Annotated in this window: 15 protein-coding genes and 4 pseudogenes; 11 read left to right on the top strand and 8 right to left on the bottom strand. The window is 69.1% G+C overall.

What is annotated here, in order from left to right; genetic code table 11:
• Nucleotides 1-169: 169 nt before the first annotated feature.
• Together ACWGIU_RS06225 and ACWGIU_RS06220 are read right to left on the bottom strand one after the other, a co-directional pair.
• Nucleotides 170-403 carry a hypothetical protein gene (locus ACWGIU_RS06225; RefSeq protein WP_453702936.1) on the bottom strand — a complete coding sequence of 78 codons (234 nt, stop codon included), beginning with the start codon at nucleotides 401-403 and terminating at the stop codon, nucleotides 170-172.
• 777 nt (nucleotides 404-1,180) lie between these two features.
• Nucleotides 1,181-1,528, bottom strand: a complete 348-nt coding sequence (locus ACWGIU_RS06220) for a VOC family protein (RefSeq protein WP_453702934.1) — start codon at nucleotides 1,526-1,528, stop codon at nucleotides 1,181-1,183.
• Nucleotides 1,529-1,662: 134 nt separating this feature from the next.
• Between ACWGIU_RS06220 and ACWGIU_RS06215 the strand changes: the two are divergent.
• Nucleotides 1,663-2,432 (top strand): annotated as a pseudogene (locus ACWGIU_RS06215) (transposase).
• A gap of 94 nt (nucleotides 2,433-2,526) precedes the next feature.
• Nucleotides 2,527-2,698: pseudogene (locus ACWGIU_RS06210) on the top strand (ATP-binding protein); the annotation flags it as partial.
• 402 nt (nucleotides 2,699-3,100) lie between these two features.
• Here the strand turns inward: ACWGIU_RS06210 and ACWGIU_RS06205 are convergent.
• Nucleotides 3,101-3,394 carry a hypothetical protein gene (locus ACWGIU_RS06205; protein ID WP_453702932.1) on the bottom strand — a complete coding sequence of 98 codons (294 nt, stop codon included), beginning with the start codon at nucleotides 3,392-3,394 and terminating at the stop codon, nucleotides 3,101-3,103.
• A gap of 608 nt (nucleotides 3,395-4,002) precedes the next feature.
• The gene (locus ACWGIU_RS06200) at nucleotides 4,003-5,418 is read right to left on the bottom strand and encodes a hypothetical protein (RefSeq protein ID WP_453702930.1); all 1,416 of its coding nucleotides are present in this window, start codon (nucleotides 5,416-5,418) and stop codon (nucleotides 4,003-4,005) included.
• A 472-nt stretch (nucleotides 5,419-5,890) separates the two neighbouring features.
• Here ACWGIU_RS06200 and ACWGIU_RS06195 point away from each other — a divergent pair.
• From ACWGIU_RS06195 to ACWGIU_RS06170, 6 genes and pseudogenes are all read left to right on the top strand, one after another.
• Nucleotides 5,891-6,396: pseudogene (locus ACWGIU_RS06195) on the top strand (IS5 family transposase); the annotation flags it as partial.
• A complete protein-coding gene (locus tag ACWGIU_RS06190) occupies nucleotides 6,315-8,270 on the top strand; it encodes an FG-GAP-like repeat-containing protein (protein ID WP_453702928.1) in 1,956 nt (651 codons plus the stop codon). The pseudogene ACWGIU_RS06195 and the gene ACWGIU_RS06190, both read left to right, overlap by 82 nt.
• Nucleotides 8,271-8,392: 122 nt before the next feature.
• Nucleotides 8,393-8,926 (top strand): hypothetical protein, encoded by a 534-nt coding sequence (locus ACWGIU_RS06185; RefSeq protein ID WP_453702926.1) that lies wholly within the window; start codon nucleotides 8,393-8,395, stop codon nucleotides 8,924-8,926.
• Nucleotides 8,927-9,175: 249 nt separating this feature from the next.
• Nucleotides 9,176-9,358 (top strand): annotated as a pseudogene (locus ACWGIU_RS06180) (transposase); the annotation flags it as partial.
• A 59-nt stretch (nucleotides 9,359-9,417) separates the two neighbouring features.
• The gene (locus tag ACWGIU_RS06175; RefSeq protein WP_453702924.1) at nucleotides 9,418-10,146 is read left to right on the top strand and encodes a replication-relaxation family protein; all 729 of its coding nucleotides are present in this window, start codon (nucleotides 9,418-9,420) and stop codon (nucleotides 10,144-10,146) included.
• Nucleotides 10,147-10,669: 523 nt separating this feature from the next.
• A complete protein-coding gene (locus tag ACWGIU_RS06170) occupies nucleotides 10,670-11,260 on the top strand; it encodes a hypothetical protein (RefSeq protein WP_453702923.1) in 591 nt (196 codons plus the stop codon).
• Here the strand turns inward: ACWGIU_RS06170 and ACWGIU_RS06165 are convergent.
• Nucleotides 11,147-11,854, bottom strand: coding sequence for a hypothetical protein (locus tag ACWGIU_RS06165; RefSeq protein WP_453702921.1), 708 nt, complete (start codon nucleotides 11,852-11,854; stop codon nucleotides 11,147-11,149). The genes ACWGIU_RS06170 and ACWGIU_RS06165 overlap by 114 nt on opposite strands.
• Before the next feature lie 1,682 nt (nucleotides 11,855-13,536).
• Between ACWGIU_RS06165 and ACWGIU_RS06160 the strand changes: the two genes are divergently transcribed.
• A protein-coding gene (locus ACWGIU_RS06160) for an IS5 family transposase (RefSeq protein ID WP_453702919.1) occupies nucleotides 13,537-14,381 on the top strand; the annotation gives its coding sequence in 2 pieces (ribosomal slippage) (nucleotides 13,537-13,867 and nucleotides 13,867-14,381; 846 coding nt in all).
• Between the two features lie 248 nt (nucleotides 14,382-14,629).
• Nucleotides 14,630-14,938, top strand: coding sequence for a hypothetical protein (locus ACWGIU_RS06155; RefSeq protein WP_453702918.1), 309 nt, complete (start codon nucleotides 14,630-14,632; stop codon nucleotides 14,936-14,938).
• 428 nt (nucleotides 14,939-15,366) lie between these two features.
• Here ACWGIU_RS06155 and ACWGIU_RS06150 read toward each other — a convergent pair whose 3' ends face one another.
• From ACWGIU_RS06150 to ACWGIU_RS06140, 3 genes are all read right to left on the bottom strand, one after another.
• On the bottom strand, nucleotides 15,367-15,645 hold the full coding sequence (locus tag ACWGIU_RS06150) for a helicase associated domain-containing protein (RefSeq protein WP_453702917.1): 279 nt from the start codon (nucleotides 15,643-15,645) through the stop codon (nucleotides 15,367-15,369).
• Between the two features lie 281 nt (nucleotides 15,646-15,926).
• Nucleotides 15,927-16,223: a hypothetical protein gene (locus tag ACWGIU_RS06145; RefSeq protein ID WP_453702915.1), complete on the bottom strand. Its 297-nt coding sequence runs from the start codon at nucleotides 16,221-16,223 to the stop codon at nucleotides 15,927-15,929.
• Between the two features lie 459 nt (nucleotides 16,224-16,682).
• A complete protein-coding gene (locus ACWGIU_RS06140) occupies nucleotides 16,683-16,841 on the bottom strand; it encodes a hypothetical protein (protein ID WP_453702913.1) in 159 nt (52 codons plus the stop codon).
• A gap of 165 nt (nucleotides 16,842-17,006) precedes the next feature.
• Between ACWGIU_RS06140 and ACWGIU_RS06135 the strand changes: the two genes are divergently transcribed.
• A complete protein-coding gene (locus tag ACWGIU_RS06135) occupies nucleotides 17,007-18,581 on the top strand; it encodes a hypothetical protein (protein WP_453702911.1) in 1,575 nt (524 codons plus the stop codon).
• Nucleotides 18,582-18,757: the final 176 nt, after the last annotated feature.

Raw genomic sequence — 18,757 nt, 5'->3', positions numbered from 1 at the left:
GTTTCCTGTCTTGGGGGCTGTCTCAGATGGCCCGCTCGAAGGCGAGGTTCGCGTTCGGGCGGCCGGCCGCGTGGGACAGCAGCGCCTCGCGCTCGGCCTGGTCCACCCCATCGGTGCTTGGTGGCTACCCACTCGCCGATGTACCGGCAGTGCACGGCCGGGGCCGGCATCAGGTCGGCTGGTCCTGATCGGACTTCTGACGATTCGAGCGGGCGGTGACGCCGACGAGGGTGACATCCGAGCCGAGGTCGTCGGCGTACCGGCGGCGGCACTCCGTCGTCCAGCCGTAACCGCCGCTGACGTGGACCTCGGCGAGCGGCACGATGTGGTCGATGTCGACGCCGGACGGGCCCTGGACGAGGACGTCGTAGTGGGAGTGCCACGCCCCGCCGGTGGAGCGCACACACGCGCCGCAGGTCCGTCCGAGTGCGAGGCACGGGCGTCGAAGTGGCCAGCCGCGGACGGGCCGGACCTCGGGGCCGACGCGGCCGCGGTGGAGGCACACCGCCTGCGCCGACGGCGGGCCGACCGTCAGCCGCGGCCGCAGAGGCCGTACGGATCGCGTGGCGTCGTACTGCTGCTCCCAACCGGCGGGGCGCGCTCGGGCCCTCGGGGACGACAGCGCCTCGACGCGGCTGGTGGGGGGTACGACGGAGTCCCCCGGCGGATCGGCCTGCCGGAACCGTCGGCACATTCTCCGCCAGCACCTGGTGGCCAGGGGCCGTCGGTACTACCAGTAGATGACGGCATACCCGGGTGCCACCACCTTGGCCGTTTGCCCCGAAGTCAAAGCTGGCGGAGCCGCCGTTGCCGCCGATTCCGCAGCCTGCAGGCCGGGCGACGATGCCGTCGGCGACACCCCCGCCGCCTCCGTCGGCACCGCCAACGCCACCAGCGTTGCCGTCGGTGCCGTCGCACCGGGGGCGCCAGTCCGGTTCACGCCGCCCGTGGAGGACGAACCCGTACCGCTGAGGCCGCCGCCACCTCAAGCGGCAGGGGCGGTGACGCCGGCGGCACGGCCGCCACCACCACCCCCGCCGGACGCGGTGAGCAACACAATGGCGTTCGGCGCCGTCAGGGTCGTCGCGGTGCCGGGAACTCCGGCATGACCGTTTCCTGTGGTAGCGGCACCGCTCCCGCCGCTCTTTCCAATCGTCCACCAGGGGCGTGGGTGCGGCCGTCAGCGGTGGCCCAGCACGTTGACCACCCGTCCGCTGGGGTCGCGGACGAAGAACCGGCGCACGCCCCACGCCTCGTCCTGCAAGGGGTGAATGATCTCCGCGCCGCTCGCTTGCATGACGGCATAAGCCACATCCACGTCGTCCACTTCGATGCTCATGTCGGGGGTGACAGGCGCGGTCTTGTCGCTGGCCATGATGCTGATCTGCGCTGCTGGGCTGGACGGGGAGGCGAGCGTCATGATCCAGCCGTGGTTCATGACCTCCTCGAAGCCCAGCAGGCCATAGAACTCGCGGCTCTCCTGCGCGGCTTCCGACTGAATGTTGGGCACGACACGACGAACGGCCATCGACGACTCCAAGTGAGAGCAAACGTGTCTCTATGTCTCCCCAGAAGTACTACGGCACGTCCGCCGCCGCACACACTTCCGATACAGACCCTAAAGGGTGTTGCAGAAGGCTCAGGTCTGGGCGTTTTGCCTGTATGGGTGGGGTGTTGCGGGCTGAGTCGATGTGGGTGGAGATCTTCACGGGCTTGCGGATCGATCGGTTCGAGCGGCTGGTGAAGGTGGTGCGGGAGCGGGGCGGGAACGGGCCCGGGGGTGGCCGCCCGTGGTCCCTGCCGCTGGCTGACCGGGTGCTGCTGGTGGCCGTGTACTACCGCACGAACCTCACGATGCGGCAACTCGCCCCGCTCTTCGAGACTCCCTGGCCACCGTCTGCCGGGTGATCCAGCGTCTGCGGCCGCTGCTGGCGTTGGAGCCGGCCCCGCGGCCGGTCGCCGACGTGGACCGGTTGTGGATCGTGGACGGAACCTTGATCCCGGTCCGGGACCGCACGGTCGGTGCCTCGTCGAGGAACTACCGGTCCTCGGCGAATGTGCAGGTCATCATCGACGCGGACAGCCGCCTGGTCGTCGCGAGCGCCCGCCAGGCGCCGGGTAACAAGGCCGATGCCCACGTCTGGCGTGAGTCGGACCTGCCGGCCGCGGCGGCCGGGACGACAGTGATCGCCGACGGCGCCTACCTGGGCACCGGGTTGATCGTCCCGCACCGCAGAAGGGCCGGCCGCCCCCTCCTGCGCGGCCAGGAGGAGGACAACGCGGAACACCGCAGGGTCCGCGCCCGCGTCGAGCACACCTTCGCCCGCATGAAGAACTGGAAATTCCTCCGCGACTGCCGCCAGAAAGGAGACGGCCTCCACCACGCCTTTCAGGCCGTCGCCACCATGCACAAACTCGCCATGACACGGTGAAACAGCAGGTCAGACACCACTTAGCCCTGCCCTACACCGACCTTCTGCAACACCCTTTAACTTGATCTCTAACCTCTGGGTCGTTGGCCTGCCAATCGCGCTCGGCACAGAGGCCGCGATGGCCGGCTACAAGGTCAAGTACGGCGGAGCTGGTCAACGAGCTCGTCGAGGCCGCCGACGAGAAGCAGCTGACCAAGACCATCGCCCGCTACGGCCGAGTCGACCTCCTCTGCATCGACGAGCTCGGCTACATGAGAGTTCACCGACATCGACTACATCGACGTGTCTTCTTCGGTCACGTCCAGGCCGAGCAGGGACCCCTCCAGGGAACACACGGCGGGGGATGGTCCCGCTGCCCCACCGCCGCCCGCAAGACCGCCCCGCAAGGGCCAGGCGCGCAGCGGGAGGCTTCGTCGGAGGCCGACCTGTTGAGCATTAAAGTGGTCCACCGGGGCGATCTACCGGTTCTGGCGTCACGGCATGACAGCTGCGTCATCCGCGTGCAGCGGTAGTGAGCCTCGCATCAGACCTGTGCGCCTGGCGCGCGAATGATCGGGCCGGACTGGGGTGGGCCCCCGTCAACTGTCGTCGACCGGATTGATCACGTCCCCTCCCGACCGACGCCCACACATCGGCTTTGCCGGCGCTGCGGGAAGGGCTCCCGGCGGTCAGTCGAATTCGGGGTCCCCCGTCACGTCCCCGCGGGTGCGGATCCGGTAGCGGATCTCGACCCCTTCGGGTCCCTGAGCCCGGATCGCTCCCCACGGGAGAGTCTGGGCAGTCTTGAGCGCGGTGAAGTTCGGGTCCTCGACCACCTGGATGGACACCCCGTTCACCTTTCGGGTGAGGGTGAGGATGTCGCGCGGTTCACGGATCTCAACCGAGGACCTGTGGCCGACCGCCACGTGCAGTACCACCAAGCCGTTGCGCCCGATGACCTCGCTCCTGTCCCGAACGGCCACCACACCACCTCATCCGATAGGGGTGCACCCCGCCATTGGCGTGGCGCGTACTCCACTGCGCCGGCGATCCTAGCGCCCGCGCACGGACGCAGCGGGGAGGCAGCACCGGGGTAACGCGCCGCTCACCCGTCAGAAGACCTGCCTCACACACCGCCGCGCCCGCGTGCGCATCTCCGAAACCCACCAGCACACCGTCCTCCCCGGCGTCCCTGCCCGCAGGTCGGCCGGATCCCGTGTGCGACCTCGCCCCGTCCGCGCACGCGCCGGGCGGCAGGCCACGGCCCGCCCTGCGCACCACCCGACCGGTACGCACCTTCGTCGTCGGTAGCGCGCCGGTCAGGCCGGGCTGCTTCCCGCAGCACCGCGCCCGCTCCATATACGTGTGGGTTGACGGCAGACGGGATGGGAGTTGGAGTGAGTGTTGGGCTATCCGGTGGACCGTTGGCACCAGACCGCGTCCCGCGCTGGAGCTGGTGGAAGTGTCATCGATGCGATGTTCCTTCTACGGGAGTTACACCGAACGATTCGTTTTCCTGTCCCTTCGGGCACATCTGGGCTGCCCGCTGGGTTCGGGAAGGGGGCAGCCCGGGTGTGCGCTTCGGTGGCGGTCAGGTGAGCGTGATCTCGCCCAGCGGTGTGAAGGGGGTCCAGCAGGGCGTGTCCAGGCGGAGGGTCCCGGTTCCGCCTGTGCCGCCGTCGCAGTAGGTGGAACCATCGGTGGAGTTGAGGAAGGCTCCGTTCGGGTCGACGTCGGTTCCGGCGTAGGGCGCGCCGGGGAAGGTACGCGCTCCGACGTTGAGGGAGTCGTACCCGCATCCGGGGTTGCTGGAGAAGCAGGGCGCGCTTTCACCGATCGGGTTGCTGCCGTAGCGCGTGGTGTTGAACGCGACCGTCCAGATGACCTGGCTGGGAAGGCTCGTGCCGGCGGGGAAGTTGAACGTGAGGAGTTGCGACAGGGAGTTGACGCACGTCTGATTGTTGGGGTTGTACCACCTGCCCGCGTCGGCCCCGGTGCAGTTCACCGGGTCCTTCGAGGGGCGGTAGTTGATCGGGAAGTTCTGGGTCACTGTGGCGAGCAGGGCGCCCGGAGCCGGAACTGGGCCGGAGTTGTCCACTGCGTAGATGTTTGCAGTGAGGGGGTGCGTGAAGGTTGCGCCCGGGGTCGTCACGCAGTCGCTGGAGTACCAGTGCCCGCTGTCGCTGCATCCGAAGCTCTGGAACAGCACCCGCAACGACTGGAGGTCGCCGGTCGTCGAGCTGAGCCCCACCTCGTCCCCGAACTCACTGGTTGCGCTGGCTTCGAAGCCCAGGCTGGGGACCTCCGGGCACTTGAGGATGCCTACGGGCAGTGCGGTGTAGACGATGCCGGGAGCGTTAGAGCCGGTGGCGCATGGCTGAGCCGGCTTGACGAAGCAGTTCGCGCCCTTGTCACTGTAGTGGCCGTCCCTGGCGCCCTTCTTATCGCCGTAGAGGGCCTTGCACTGATCCTGGTCGTTGATGCGCAGCAGGATGGCCTGTACGGTCGGTGCCCCGCCGCCCCAGGTCGCGGTGCCCACCTGCGTGCTGTTCCCGTCGAGCGGGATGTTGCTCGGGTTGCCCTGCGGCCGCCGGAAGGAGAAGGCCTCCTTGCCCTGGGCGCCCGTCCAGGCGGCCCCGTTCGCACCCACCGCCAGCGGGGTGATGGTGTCGGGCTGGATCCCCTGGCCCGGGTAGACGCAGTAGTTGGTCAGGCCCGGGACTGCGTTGACCGGGTTTTCGTCCACGAACGAGTCGAACGTGTACGTGGCGGTGTTGCCATTGACCGTGAATGACGCCCCGACGTTGTCGGCGGTCAGGTAATCGTCCAGCTTGGCGCTGGACGGACAGTGGGCGGGTTCGGCGGGCGCCGCTGAGGCCGTTCCCGGCCCGCCGAGGGCGAACATGGCCGCCACCGTCGTCGAGAGGCTCACGGTCAGCGTGACCACCTGGCGAAGGGCTGGAAGGCGGAGGTTCTGCCGCAAGTGGATCTTGGCGTGCATCTTCATGTACTCGACCTGTCTTCTGCGGTTCGTAGCGCACCTGCGCGGATCCCCTCGCGGCTCCCCGTTCTCGTGGCAGTCACAGGGCACCGATCCCGTCTCCCGTAAGGTTCCGGCGGTGACCGGGCCCTCGTCAGATCGATGCTCGTCGGCGATCGACCCCGCTTCGGGACAGCTCGGAGCATATGCCTGATTAACACCGTTCCAGGTGATTGGCGCGTGATATAGGAGGGGTCGGCGGCACCGTGGTCCCCACGCCGCCAAGTACGGGACGCGTTCCCCGGCGACCCTTGTCGGCGACCACTGAACTCTGGCGCTCTGACGGCGTATCAAAAGTGACCCACTTGGTGATCTCGACCTGACTCTGGCCTTGGTGATCGGCCAGACTCGCGGCTGGCCTGGCTTCGAGGAGCCGTCGCGGCGGCCGCAACGCTCCTGCCAATCGCCGGAGGCTGGCAAGGCAGCAGCCCCAAGAGCTCAGTTGCCCACGGCATCGTTCGGCCCTTCGGGGGCGACAGCCCACCGAAGGTTCTCCGAGTGGAGCAAGGCCCGGGTGTGGGCCAAGCTCCACCGCCTGGTCCTCGACGAACTCGGCGCCCGCGGCGAGCTCGACTGGTCCCCCTGCGCGATCGACTCGGTGAACATGAGGGCCTTGAAAAGGGGGATCTGACCGGTCCGAATCCTGTCGATCGCGTCAAGTTCGGCTCGAAGATCCACTTGATCGCCGAGCGGGCCGGTCTGCCCCTGTCCGTCGCAATCTCGGGCGCCAACCTGCACGACAGCCAGGCTCTCGAGCCCCTCGTCCGCGGCATACCGCCCATCCGTTCCCGCCGCGGACGGCGACGACGCAAGCCCGGCAAGCTCCACGCGGACAAGGGCTACGACTACGCCCACCTGCGACGATGGTTACGCGGACGCGGCATCGAACACCGCATCGCCCGCAGAGGCATCGAGTCCTCACAACGGCTCGGCCGCCACAGATGGTATCGAAAATGATCAACTTCGCCTCCGTGCCGAGATACGCAACGGTCTCGATGGCTCTACGACGCCTACTCCAGCCCGAGGCCGGCCAGCGCCTAGAGCCTGTCGGCGGTGAACTTGGCGCGGCGGGTCCTGGTGTTCCAAGCAGCCCATTCTGCCGTGTGGTGTGCCGCCGGAAGAGTGGAGCTGGGACGCCCCGCCGCCTAGTCAGCGGACGTGCGCTCGGGTCGGGCCGAGGCTGTGATCACCCTGCGCGCGAGGAGCTGCGTGGGAGCTCTGGTCGACGAGGAGTGTGGAATCGGATGAACCGGTCTGACGGTGTGTGGCGGCGTGTCCTGCCGCCTGTTCGAACCAATCGGCGCGCGCGTGGCCGGGGTGCCGGGGTCGAGCGAGTCCTGCCGGCGGTTGCGGTCGCGCTCGCTGTCGCCCTGGTCCCCGGCGGTGCGGCCTGGGGCGATGCGCCGCCCCCGGAATTCGCTCCGAAGGCCGACTACCCGACCGGGACGCTCCCCTACTCGGTGGCGATGGGCGACTTCAACGGTGACGGCAAGCCCGACCTCGCCATCGCCAACTACGGCGACAACAGCGTGTCGGTGCTTTTGGGCGTCGGGGACGGCACGTTCGGGCCCAAGACCGACTTCCCGACCGATGTCGCCCCCCAGTCGGTGGCGGTGGGCGACTTCAATGCCGACGGCAAGCTCGACCTCGTCACGGCCAACTCCTTCGGCCATAACGTGTCGGTGCTTTTGGGCGTGGGGGACGGCACGTTCGGTGCCAAGACCGACTTCTCGACCGGGGCTACTCCCCGGTCGGTGGCGGTGGGGGACTTCAACGCCGACGGCAAGCCCGACCTCGCCACCGCCAACCAGGACGGCTCCTCGGTGTCGGTGCTTCTGGGCGTGGGGGACGGAACGTTCGGCCCCAAGACCGACTATCCAGTCGGCTCCGACCCCCTCCAAATGGCGGTGGGCGACCTCAACGAGGACGGCAACCTTGACCTCGCTGTCGTCAACGGCAGTGACCACGACCTGTCGGTGCTGGCGGGCAATGGGGACGGTACGTTCGGCACCAAGACCGACTTCCCGACCGGAACCAATCCCGGCTACGTGGCAGTGGGCGACCTCGACGAGGACGGCAAGCCCGACCTCGCCGTCGCCAACAACAGCGACAACACCGTGTCGGTGTTCCTGAATCAGACCGAGTTGCGGACCCTGACCGTGACGAAGTCTGCTGTGGAGGCGGACTTCCGGAAGGCTGGTGACATCCTCGACTACACGTACACGGTCACCAATACCGGAACAGTTGCCCTCACCGATGTGAAGGTGGAGGACCCGGGCACTGCCGGGGTCGGTTGCGGCACGAACCAGCTCGCGGTCGGCGAGTCCACCACCTGCAAGGGCACCCATACCGTCACGGAAAGCGACGTGACGGCGAAGGCGGTCACGAACCAGGCCACCGCGACCGGTATGGACGGAGAGCAGAGCGCGACCGCGACGAGCGACCAGGTCATCGTCCACCTGTCGGCCCTGGCCCTCACCCTGACCTCGGCCGATACGGAGTTCACCGCGCCGGGCCAGACCATCGACTACAGCTACACCGTCACCAACACCGGCAGCACGCCCCTGAGCAAGGTCACCGTGACCGATGACAACCCCGCCACCACCGTGACCTGCCCCGCAGACACCCTCGATCCGGGCGCCAGCCTCAACTGCAGCGCGTCGCTCACCACCACGGTCGCCGACCAGCAGGCCAACGACATCACCACCATCGCCGGCACCACCGCCACCGCACCCGGCGGGCAGATCAACGCCACCAGCACCCCCCTCACCACCCCCTACACCGGCCCCAACCTCACCTGGCAACCCGTCACCCCCTGAGCAACCCCAAGCCCTCACAGCCGACAGGGCCACGCTATCGGCGGTCGGCACTCCACGTTCCTATGGAAGGTTCTGGTATGAAATGCGCATCACTTCGAAGTTCGCGTGTCAAAGCTGCCACCGTGCTGTCGGTGGTCGGCCTTGCGGCAGTTCTCAACGCGGCTCCGGCTGAGGCCGCGGTCCCCGACGCGAACCAGCCGAGCGTCGGTCACCACCACGAGGTACCGGTACCGGGCCCGAGCGGCACCACGAGCCGGTCGAAAGCCCCGAGGGCGCCGCACACGGCCCACGACCCCGGTGACGACCACGACGACCCGGACCACGACCACGACGGTCCCGACGACGACCACGACGGTCCGGACCACGACCACTGGATTCCAGGTCCGACGGGACCGCAGGGACCGGCAGGCCCGCCCGGACCGCCCGGACCGCCGGGACCCAGTGGCGTGTCGCAGAGCACCCTCGTCACGGCGGAGGGCACGGGCAGTGCTACCGCTACGTGTCCCTCGGGCATGTTCGTCGTCGGCGGCGGCTTCGCGGACGTGCCGGCCTCGCAGGTCACCTTCAACAGCCCCGTCGGTTCACCCGCAACCGGCTGGGAGGTCCACACACTCACGGACTCGCCGGTCACCGTGTACGTGGTGTGCGCGCCCTGACGGAGTGCGGCCGATGAGACCGGATAGGGAACCCCCTCGGTCAGCGTGACCGAGGGGAAGGCCTTCAGCGAGGGGTCAGCGCTTCTCCGGCGAAGACGACGTCTGGCCGCCGGGAGCAGGACGAGGTCGCCCGCGGTCCCAATCCGACGAAGCGAGAGGTGCGGTGCCGGGCATAGCGGGTCCGGCGAGATCCTGGGACGGGACGTTTTAGAAGTCATCTCATTTGGATGACTGGGTAAGCTGTCGGTTGTGGCGGGGATCGTTGAGCAGCTGGTGCCGGATGAGTTGTGGATGCTGTTCCAGCGGGTGGTGCCGGAGGCGCCGTCGCGGCCGCAGGGTGGTGGCCGGCGTCGGCACGGCGACCGGGAGGTGCTCGCCGCGATCGTCTTCGTGGCCACGTCGGGCTGTACCTGGCAGCAGCTGCCCTCGGCTTCGTTCGGCCGTCGGGGGCGCCAGCCCATCGGCGCTTCTCCGAGTGGACGAAAGCCAGGGTGTGGGCCAAGCTGCACCGCCTGGTCCTCGACGAGCTCGGCGCCCGCCGCGCCCAGCAGAGCTACTGGTACTGCACCCCGGCGGGCCTCGCCGAAGCTGCGGCTTCCGGTGAGCTCGCGCCGACGGTCGGCCGGACCACCGGCAGACGCGCGGCCAGCAAGACCGGCCTGCGGGAGCACGGCCTCGCCCTGGTCGACACCGTCGTCGCCTTCCATCAAGCGCAGGTAGCCGACCATACGGACTGGCAGGTGGAAGTCGCCCACCCCACCCCGGCCGGGAACCTGATCCCCGACGGCGTGGTGCTCCTGGCGAGCGGCTCCAGCGCGTTCGTGGAGATCGACCGCACGATGTCCTACGCCCGCCTGGTCGCCAAGCTGGAGCGCTACGACGCCTACCGCAACGCCCCGGCATTCGGCCGCGGCAACGCCGCCCGTGCCCCGCGCAGCCACTGGCAGGAGACCTACGCCGGCCCGTTCCTGGAGCGGCCGTTCCCGCCGGTGCTGTTCGTTTTCGCCCCGGCCCCACGCCGCGCGGCGCCGGCGACGAGGGAGGCCGTCTTCCACGAGCGGGCCCGCGGGGTGGGGAGTGTGAACTACCGGCTCACCGTGGCGACCACGACCTCGCCCCGGCTGACTCGAGAGGGAGCCGACGGGCGCGTGTGGCGGGTCGTCGGGAACGGCCACGGCGAGGAACGTCGTGCCCTGGCCGCACTCTCGAAGGCACGGTGAGGCCAGGCCCGCGAGCTCGCGGCCGGGTGTTTGCCGTCCGGCCGGACAGGCGGCCCGGCCGGACGCGAGGGCAAGCCGTAGGGGAGCCTGGGCAAGCCACCCCCCCGCTTGCCCACCCCGGCCGGGCCTGTCGGCAGGGGGCGTCGGTCATGGTCGGCCCGGAACTTCCTGGCGAGGCCGTGGCTGACCGATGACGGGTGACCGATGACCGGTCACCGGCTCGGTCGGGAGTTGCACGGGTCGGTCACGGCGCTGATGTGCTGTTTGACCGATCGCGGGAGATGGATCGGTCACGGCAGGTCCGCCGACCGGCCACGGGTTCTGTTGGGCAAGCCCTCGGCACGGAGGGCTTGCCCAGCGTCCGGATCGCGTGGCGGGATGGCTCCTGAGGTCGTGGCGTCACCGTCTGGGACGTTACGGCCCGGAGCCGGCCGACGTCTCCTCGCCGGTCGTACACCGGAGTCATGAGACGAAACAAGCAGAAGAACCCGGCCGGGCTCGGGCAGAGCGATGCGGGCGACATGTGGCTGGCCTGGCGCGCCTTCATGCCGCCCACCGCGACCCGGTCGGCCGCCTCGTGCCGTTCGAGCGACCGGAGGTGCTGCTGTCCCTCACCAAGCCGGACGACGTCCTCTCCACCGCGCGGGTGGAGCTGTCCGGGATGGAGACGATGGGCCACCTCCACGACCTCATCCGCACGGTCACCCACGGCGTCACCATGGAACTGGGCTACGCCGGGCCCGGGGTCGCACTGGAGGTGCTGGTCGGCAAGCGCCACGAACTCGCCTTGCACCCGGCCCACGTCGACGGCCTCGCCCGGCTCCTGCGCCAGGCCGTCGGCACCATCGCGGCCCGCGGCACGCCCGGGGGGGCCGGTGCTTCCACTGCGACGGAACCGGGCTTGCCCGCCCGCTGTGGGAGCCGGCATCCGGGCGAGCCTGAGCGACTGGGCAAGCCCAAGGCGACCCTGGGCAAGCCGGGGCTTGCCCAGGGGGTTCGGTTACGCCATGGCGGCGGCCACGGTCTCGAGGACGGCGCGCTGCTGAGGGTCGACGGGGACGTCGCCCTGGCGCACCGAGCGGAGCGTGCTGCCGTCGGCGCACAGCCTGCATAGCCTGCACAGCCCGATCACCGGCATCGGCCCGGCACCGATGAGGGTGTGCGAGGAGGAGCTGTCGTAGACGGGCCGGTAGCAGCCGGGGCACGGCAGGCAGTCGTCGACTCCGTCCGCCGGCGGCGCGTCCGGACCAAGCTGCGGCACGATCCGCAGGAGGTTCTCCCCGGCCTCGGCCCACAGCCCCATCGGCCGCTCCGCGGAACGCTCGAAGACCACGTCACCGTCCGGGCCTTCGCAGGTGCGGACCCAGGCCAGCGTGCCGACGTCGGGGTGGCTCGGGAGGAACGCCAGCACGGTCCTGGCACCGGGCTCGTCGGTGACGCTGTAGACGTGCCCGCGCCCGGCCTTCAGGGCTGCGCCCATCTCGTTCAGGCCCTGGCCCTCGTCGTCGTTGCGCAGGCGCAGCTGCCACGAGGCCGGGGCACCGTCGATCTCGGCGGGGGAGGAGGTGATCAGGATGCTGTTGCCGGACTGGCGGACGTCCAGGTGCTGTATCCCCCGGACGGAGTGGAACGCGGTGTCGAACCACTCCGTCGGCCGCCCACCCTCACCGCGCGGGGCACGCGGCTTGTGCAGCTTGTGTCGTCCCATGCTGTACCTCGCAGACGTGACCCGTGCACGGGCCGATCGGTCCGCTGAACCCACAACCGGCTGCCCGGCGGCGCAGGCACGCCACAGGTACTGCCTTCACCCGTCCAGCGGACCTGGGCAAGCCTCCCCGGCCGGGACGGCCGGTGGGCGCCACCTCGACCCGCTGAAGGGTTGCACCGGAAGGGGGCTGGACAGTTGTCTGCAGGGTGGCACTAGACGGGGGACCGCAGGTGTGACCGGAGGTGGGAACCCCCGAAACTGGTGATCTTCCATTCGTACAGGTCAGAGGCCATGGGCAAGCCTCCTTCGGAAAACGACACCTCTTACCTCGCGATAGCCGAGGGGAGAGGTCATCCGTATCCCGGTGGCCGGCGGCCGCGCCGAGGGGTACATGCTCGAGTTCGCAGGCATCCCCGTGCTCGTGGTCTGCGGCTTCAGCTCCCAGTCCTACGCCGACGTCGTCCGCGACCGCGTCACCCACGAGCAGCGTGAAGCCGTTCTTGTGGTCGGCGACTTCGACCGCTCGGGAGAGGACATCGAGCGGGACTGGGTGGAGCGGACGGGCTGCTGGAGCTCGGTGACCCGGGTGCTGCTCACCTACGAGCAGGTACGCGCATACGGTTCTTCTCGTTCGCCGCGGCGAGGCTCACCTCCAGGCCCGCGATCTCACCGAGCCAGCCCTGTTGGTTGGTGTCGCGAGCCAGTGAATCTGCGTAGTCCTCAGGTTTCTGACCTGGTGTTGTGCAGGTTGGTTGAGCGGGTTTGTGGCTGGGTGGCTCACTGAATCTGCGCAGTATCGGGATGCGTCTACAGGTCTGAACTCTGGGTTCTCGGGGTCTGGGTGTGCAGGTTGTTGGGTACTGCGCAGTTTCACTGGTTGTTGGCAACCGGCACGTGCCCTCTGGCCGGACCAGGCTGCGGTGCGCCTCGGTGTGCGCCGAAGCGACTTCGATCAGGTGGTGCGTCTGGGTTGGCTGTCCCCGGTCGGCTCGGTGGACGTCGACTCAAGCGGCCTGGCGGGGTGGCCACGGTCCCCCTCTGCTCCGCCGGCACCGTGGGCCTGATCAAGTTCCAGCTCCTCGTCCTCGGCCGCTACGGCACCCGGGGCGCTGCCCGGCGCGGTGCGGGGATGCGAGAGGAGGGACCTGGGGGAGCGGCGGTGTCAGCGCTAGGGGTCAACCTCTCGCCCGCGCAGTCACACAGGATGCCGAACGCTGTGCTTCTGATGCGGGGCGATGGCCGGCCGCGGTTATGGTCGGGCGCAGTCCGCGCCGATAGGGCGTGCGCGGGCGAGGCCCGGTGACCAGAGCGCTCTGGCGGCAGTAGCACCGGGCCGCCCAACCACCCAGTGAGCAGTCCTGGCGGGTGGCCCTTGCGGCTCCGCCCCGCATGCCCCCCGGCCGGCCCACTCCCCTCGGCTGGTCGGGGCCCTTCATGGCTCGGCGCGACTCGTCCAGCTGCACGCGCCACCTCCCGACCCGCACCCGCACCCGTACCCGCCGCCCTGTCGCGCCGGAGGCCCGTGCCACGGGCCGGTCCGGCTTTTCCGCCATGATGACCGCCTCCGCCGCCCCACACCTCGGGCAGCACACCGCCGGGCGGGGGCATGCGGCGCGGCCCTGCGGAGGCGCCCGGAGGCCGCTAGGCCGTTTCCTTCGGATCATCGGATCGTTGGTTGATGTGTGTCGTTGACTGACGCCCAGTGGGCCCGCATCGAGCCGTTGCTGCCGGACCGGACACCTCGGCGGGGCGGGCGGTGGCGGGATCACCGGCAGGTGATCGACGCCATCGCGTTCAAGTACCGCACCGGGACGCCGTGGATGGACCTGCCCGAGCACTTCGGGTCGTGGAAGGGCGCCCACAACCGACTACGGATGTGGGCCGCCGACGGGACCTGGGAGAAGGTGTTCACCGCCCTGCTCTCGCAGGCCGACGCCGAAGGCGACCTCGACTGGGTCGTCGCCGTCGACTCCACCGTCGTCCGTGCTCACCAGCACGCCGCCGGGGCCCGTCAAAAGGGGCCCCGTCCGGCGAGCCGCCCGACCATGCCCTCGGACGGTCCCGCGGCGGACTGACCACCAAGATCCATCTGGCCGCAGACAGCCGCTGCAGGCCGCTGGCGTTCGTTCTCACGCTGGGCCAGGCCGGTGACGCACCCGCGTTCGTGCAGGTCAGGACCCGCTTACGAGTGCCCCGGCCGGTCGGCCGTCCCAGGATCACCCCGGACGTGGTCCTGGCGGACAAGGCCTACTCGTCCCGGGCGATCCGCCGCCATCTGCGGCGCCGCGGAATCAGGGCAGTGATCCCGCAGCCCGCCGACCAGGCCGCCAACCGCAAACGGCTGGGCCGACTCGGTGGCCGCCCACCGGCCTTCGACCGTGAGGCCTACAAGCAGCGCAACACTTTCGAGCGGTGCATCAAGAAGCTCAAGCAGTGGCGCGGCCTGGCCACTCGCTACGACAAGACCGCCAGCATCTACCTCGCCGGACTCCACCTCGCCGCCATCTTCATCTGGTCAGCAAGGTGATCCGAAGGAAACGGCCTATCTGAGGCTTCCGGCTGCGTCAAGTCCCGAGTCCTCGGAACATGACCCTGCCAGGCCGGTCGGGCTTACTTGAAGCACGGGCCTCACCGGAAAGACGAAGAGGCGGAACGGCAGGACGGAATTCCTCGCCGAGGACGTTCCCTCTCACCGAATCGCCGGCCGGAAAAGAGTCCGCCGATTGACACCCGGATTTCTGGGAATATCCCAAACCTTATCTCTAGGAGAAAGTCATGAGCCGCACCGTTCACTCCCCCAACGAGGTCCGTTCGAAGCGGCGCGGCTTCCGCCTCGCGACCATCCTCGCCTCGGGCGCCCTGCTGTCCGGTGCCGCCATCCTGCCGGCCTCCGCCACGACGGCGTCCGCAAAGCCCGCCGCGCCGGCCCTCAGCATCGTCGCGGGCCACGACAAGCACGACCACCACGACAAGCACGACCACCACAAGAAGAACCACAAGTACGACCACCACAACAAGCACAACAAGCACAACAAGCACAACAAGCACCACGACAAGCACGACCACCACAACAAGCACCACTGACAGCGCGACCGGTGACGGCAGGGCTGCTTCCCGCGACGTGGGGCTGATCGCCGTGACGGTACTGGCCGCGGTTCCCGGTCCGGCCAAGTGGTGAAGCCGACGCTGACGCCACCCGGGCCGGACCGTCGCATTCCGCAGGGAAGCGAACAGAAAGCGAAAAGGCAGGAAAACTCAGGGGCGAATTGCTCGGACGTGGTCAGCTGAGAGATGGAGTTCGTACGGGGCACGGGCCGGTGCTCCTGCACACCAGCTCACCCGCGAAAGGGAAGCCTTCTTCCTGCAGGTCGATGACGAGACCCTCGACCGCTTCGAGACGGTCTTCAAGAAGCTCATGGTCTGAATCCCTCAGTACGGGCTCGGGGAACGATGCCCTGGGGCCGGTACCTGCACGGGTCTCTCCGGCTCGGCCAACTACCACAACGGTCGCATCAGGCCCAGTCCATGCCGAGTTTTGCGAGGGCGGTGAGCTGGTCGGCGGTGAGCTTGGCCCGCCGGCTCTTGGTGTTGGTGATCCATATGCCGAGCTTCACGATCACCGGCTCCGCCTCGCCCTCGACCGAGATCTCCTCGCCGTGGCCGCGGGGGACCCGGTCGGCGCCTTCCCGCTCCACCCACTGCGCGAGCGCCGCCAGGCCCCGCTGGAAGCCTGCCTGCGCCTTGCTTAGCCCCTTCGTCGCACGCGTGGACGGAGCCTCAGCGGGCTGCACGCCCAGCTTCGACAGCCGTTCCTGCTGCTCGGGGAGAAGCTGTGCCCAGGCGTGGTGCTGTTTCTGCCGCTGGAGCCATTTGTGCCGGTACTGGATGAGCGAGTGGTGGCTCAGCTCGCACAGTTCCTCGATCCGGATGCCGGTGTGACGCAGGACTTCGATGGCGGCCCAGGCCCAGAGCGCCTTGTGGTCCTCGTGGGTGAGATCGTGCCGGGCGGCCCGGACCGCGGTCCTGGGCGCGTCAAGCTCTTGGGCCCAGACCTCGGCGCCGGGCGCGGATTTCAGAACTGGTCGCAGAGTGTCCGGCCGTCGACAGTGAAGATGGCGCCGGGCTCGGCCTGTCGCGCGGCGGCGAGGACCGCTGCGGCCTGGACGCGGTTGCGTTGGCTGGTGCTGACGAGGAGTGGGAGCACGGGCAGTCGTTCCCGTGTGCGCTGGTCCATCTTCGCCTTGACGCGGCGCTGGTGCTTCTTCTGATTCGCTTCCGCGCTGGTGACGGGGCTGGGGGCTGCCAAAGAGCCCCAGCGCGCGGGGTCCTCGGCAGCCCACTGGGCGAGGTCGAGGTAGAACGCCCGCACCGTCGTCAGATCAGATCGTGCGCTCTCCCGCCGACTGGTGACCGAGGCCGTGCTGCCATCAGCGCTTCGGACTGTCGTCGTCTTCGTCCGGTGTCGCGTCTTCCAAGCGGAGGCAACCTCCGGCGGCCGGCATCGCCGGTGCACTCCAGGGCGTCCATCCGAGAAGGGCCAGGTGTGCTCTCGGCACCGTGGGCGTGATCAAGTTCCAGCTCCTCATCCTCGGCCGCTGAGGCACCCGGGCGCTGCCCGGCGCGGTGCGGGGATGGGAGAGGGACCGGTTCGGTCGGCACCCAGCACCCCCCGACGACGGCAATGGACAGGCCCAGCAAGCCAGCGTTCCTCCTGGAGCAGCCGCACATAGGGCGTCCAGCGCCCCCACGAGGCCCGGCGCGGAGAGGCGCAGCGGGCGGGTCACGGCCTTGGGTGGGCCCGCCCGACCCGGGCGGGCCTCGACCGGGTCTACCGAGGGATGTGAGCGAGGGCCCAGGCCACGACCGCGGCGGTGGCGGCGGGGATGGCGGCGTTGACGACCGCCAGGAGGAGTTGGCTGGGGCGGCGTCCAGTCCGGGGCTTCGCCGTCGAGCGGCGCTTCGTACTGCGGTTCGGACGGTTCTTCATTGCGGTTCTCCCCTGCGATCGGTTCTTCGGCTGCACTCCGGATGGGGTGGCTGGTATGACGGTGGGTCAGTGCGGCCCCAGGCCGAAGCGGCAACGGGTTACCGGCACAACAACCCCGCTCCTGGGCCCGACAACCAAGGGATTTCTGGCCAGGGGAAGGGTGGAATGGGAGAGATCGAGAAAGGCGCCGGGGGACGTCCCGGAGCACCGTGGGGGGTGTTCAAGGGACCGACGGCCGCAGCCAACGACCTCGCGGCGGCGCTGCGGCAGTGGCTCGACGCCTCGGGGATGAGGGTGAAGGACTTCCACGCGAAGCTGCAGCCGGTCGACTTCGGCGACGGCAGGGTCCCGTCCCTCGACACCGTCTACAGCCGTTTCGCCGGCGGCAACCTCGACTGGTACTTCGTCAGCGCGGTCGTCCAGATCTGCTCTGCGGATACGGTCACGCTGAACAGACAGCTCAAGCAGGCCCGGCAGCTGTGGAGCATGGCCACGGCTGCCGAACGCGCCCGACGGGAGCGCCGGCGCATCGAGCGGCGCGCCAACCCTCCCGTCGTCGAGATTCCCCCGGCCCTGACCGCCGCCGACAACAACCTCCCCGCCGAGCAGCGCCTGATCGCCACCTTCGACAAGATCGGCCGGCTGTACGAGGCGCAGGCAGCCCTTAAGGAGATCAACCACCGCCTCGAACTGCTCGTAGTCCTCGCGCTCGGCAACGAGAAGGACAACATCCACCGGATCGCCGACCTGGAACGCCAGCTGGCTGCCGCCCTGGAAAACCAGGCACCCGACCCCACTCAGATCACCGCCTACCAGGTGATGATCGAGGACGCCGGGACCCGGGAGGAGGAGATGGCCCTCGCCCGCTACGACGCGGAGGACGACCGCGACATCGCGCAGCAGATGCTCGACCACGCCAACCAGGAGATCGCCGACCTCAAGGCGGAGATCGACAGACTGAAGTCGGTCTTCGGCCTGTCCTCGCAGAGGATCGCCGAACGGGTCGGCGACGTCCTGGGCGACCGCCTCCAAGGCGTCGACGGCGCCATCGGCGCTGTCCAAAAGATCCTCGACGAGGAACACGACCAACTGCGCCGGCTGCGCGAGTCACTCGGCTGGCGCCTCGTGGGGGACGAGAAGCCCACCGACCGGCGCACGATCCCCGGTGAGGTCGTCCACCCCGAGGACGACGAATCCCCGACAACCCCCGACAACCCCACCCCCAGCCAGGTCGTGGTCCCGGAACAGCCCGACAATCGGACAACCCCCGACAACCCCACCCCCAGCCAAGAGGTCATCCCCCTCACGAAGAGGGCACGGGAGGTCGCTGCAGCAGGCGGCGAACACGCCCAAGCAGCACTCAGCCGCCTACCGCGACTCCTCGGCATCGCGATCACCATCACCTGGGCGGTCATCGTTGGCAGCACTTTCACCGACATCCGCCGTGGACCCGCCTCACTGCTGAGCGTGGTCCTCAGCGCACTCGCCGGACTCCTCCTGCTCGGCTGCTTCCAGATATGGGTGCGCACGGTCGTCCGCCGCGGAATGACCCGGGAGTCTGAGCACTTCGCCGAATCCCTCTTCATCGGCACCACCCACCAGAGGCAGCTCCAGTTCCACGTACGCACACCGACGCCGCTCCAGATGATCGGACTCATGGCCGGACTCCTGGTACCCGACTACCTCGGCCCCCTCAACACCCTCGGACAAGGCATCGCACACCTGATCGGCATGGCCTAGAAGCCCGACCCCAACCCCGACCAGCAGGCCCCGCCGCGGCGGTGATCCCTTCAGTGGCCTCAGACTGCCACCACGGCGAACGACGAGAGGACTGCCCTGCTCGCGGCGGCGGCCGGCTGGCGGCCGGGTCGTAGATCAGGCTGGGGCAGCCCCGTCCCGGGCGCTGCGCCCGGGAC

The sequence above is a fragment of the Streptomyces sp. NPDC054840 genome, assembly GCF_053611065.1.
Note: the sequence above shows the minus strand (reverse complement) of the source record. Positions and strands in the feature narration are given on the sequence as shown.

Coding starts and splice junctions, on each gene's coding strand:
- ACWGIU_RS06220 (WP_453702934.1), bottom strand. CDS start 1,528: ATGGCCGTTCGTCGTGTCGTGCCCAACATTCAGTCGGAAGCCGCGCAG.
- ACWGIU_RS06200 (WP_453702930.1), bottom strand. CDS start 5,418: ATGAAGATGCACGCCAAGATCCACTTGCGGCAGAACCTCCGCCTTCCA.
- ACWGIU_RS06190 (WP_453702928.1), top strand. CDS start 6,315: ATGGTTACGCGGACGCGGCATCGAACACCGCATCGCCCGCAGAGGCAT.
- ACWGIU_RS06165 (WP_453702921.1), bottom strand. CDS start 11,854: ATGGGACGACACAAGCTGCACAAGCCGCGTGCCCCGCGCGGTGAGGGT.
- ACWGIU_RS06155 (WP_453702918.1), top strand. CDS start 14,630: ATGAGCCGCACCGTTCACTCCCCCAACGAGGTCCGTTCGAAGCGGCGC.
- ACWGIU_RS06140 (WP_453702913.1), bottom strand. CDS start 16,841: ATGAAGAACCGTCCGAACCGCAGTACGAAGCGCCGCTCGACGGCGAAG.
- ACWGIU_RS06135 (WP_453702911.1), top strand. CDS start 17,007: ATGGGAGAGATCGAGAAAGGCGCCGGGGGACGTCCCGGAGCACCGTGG.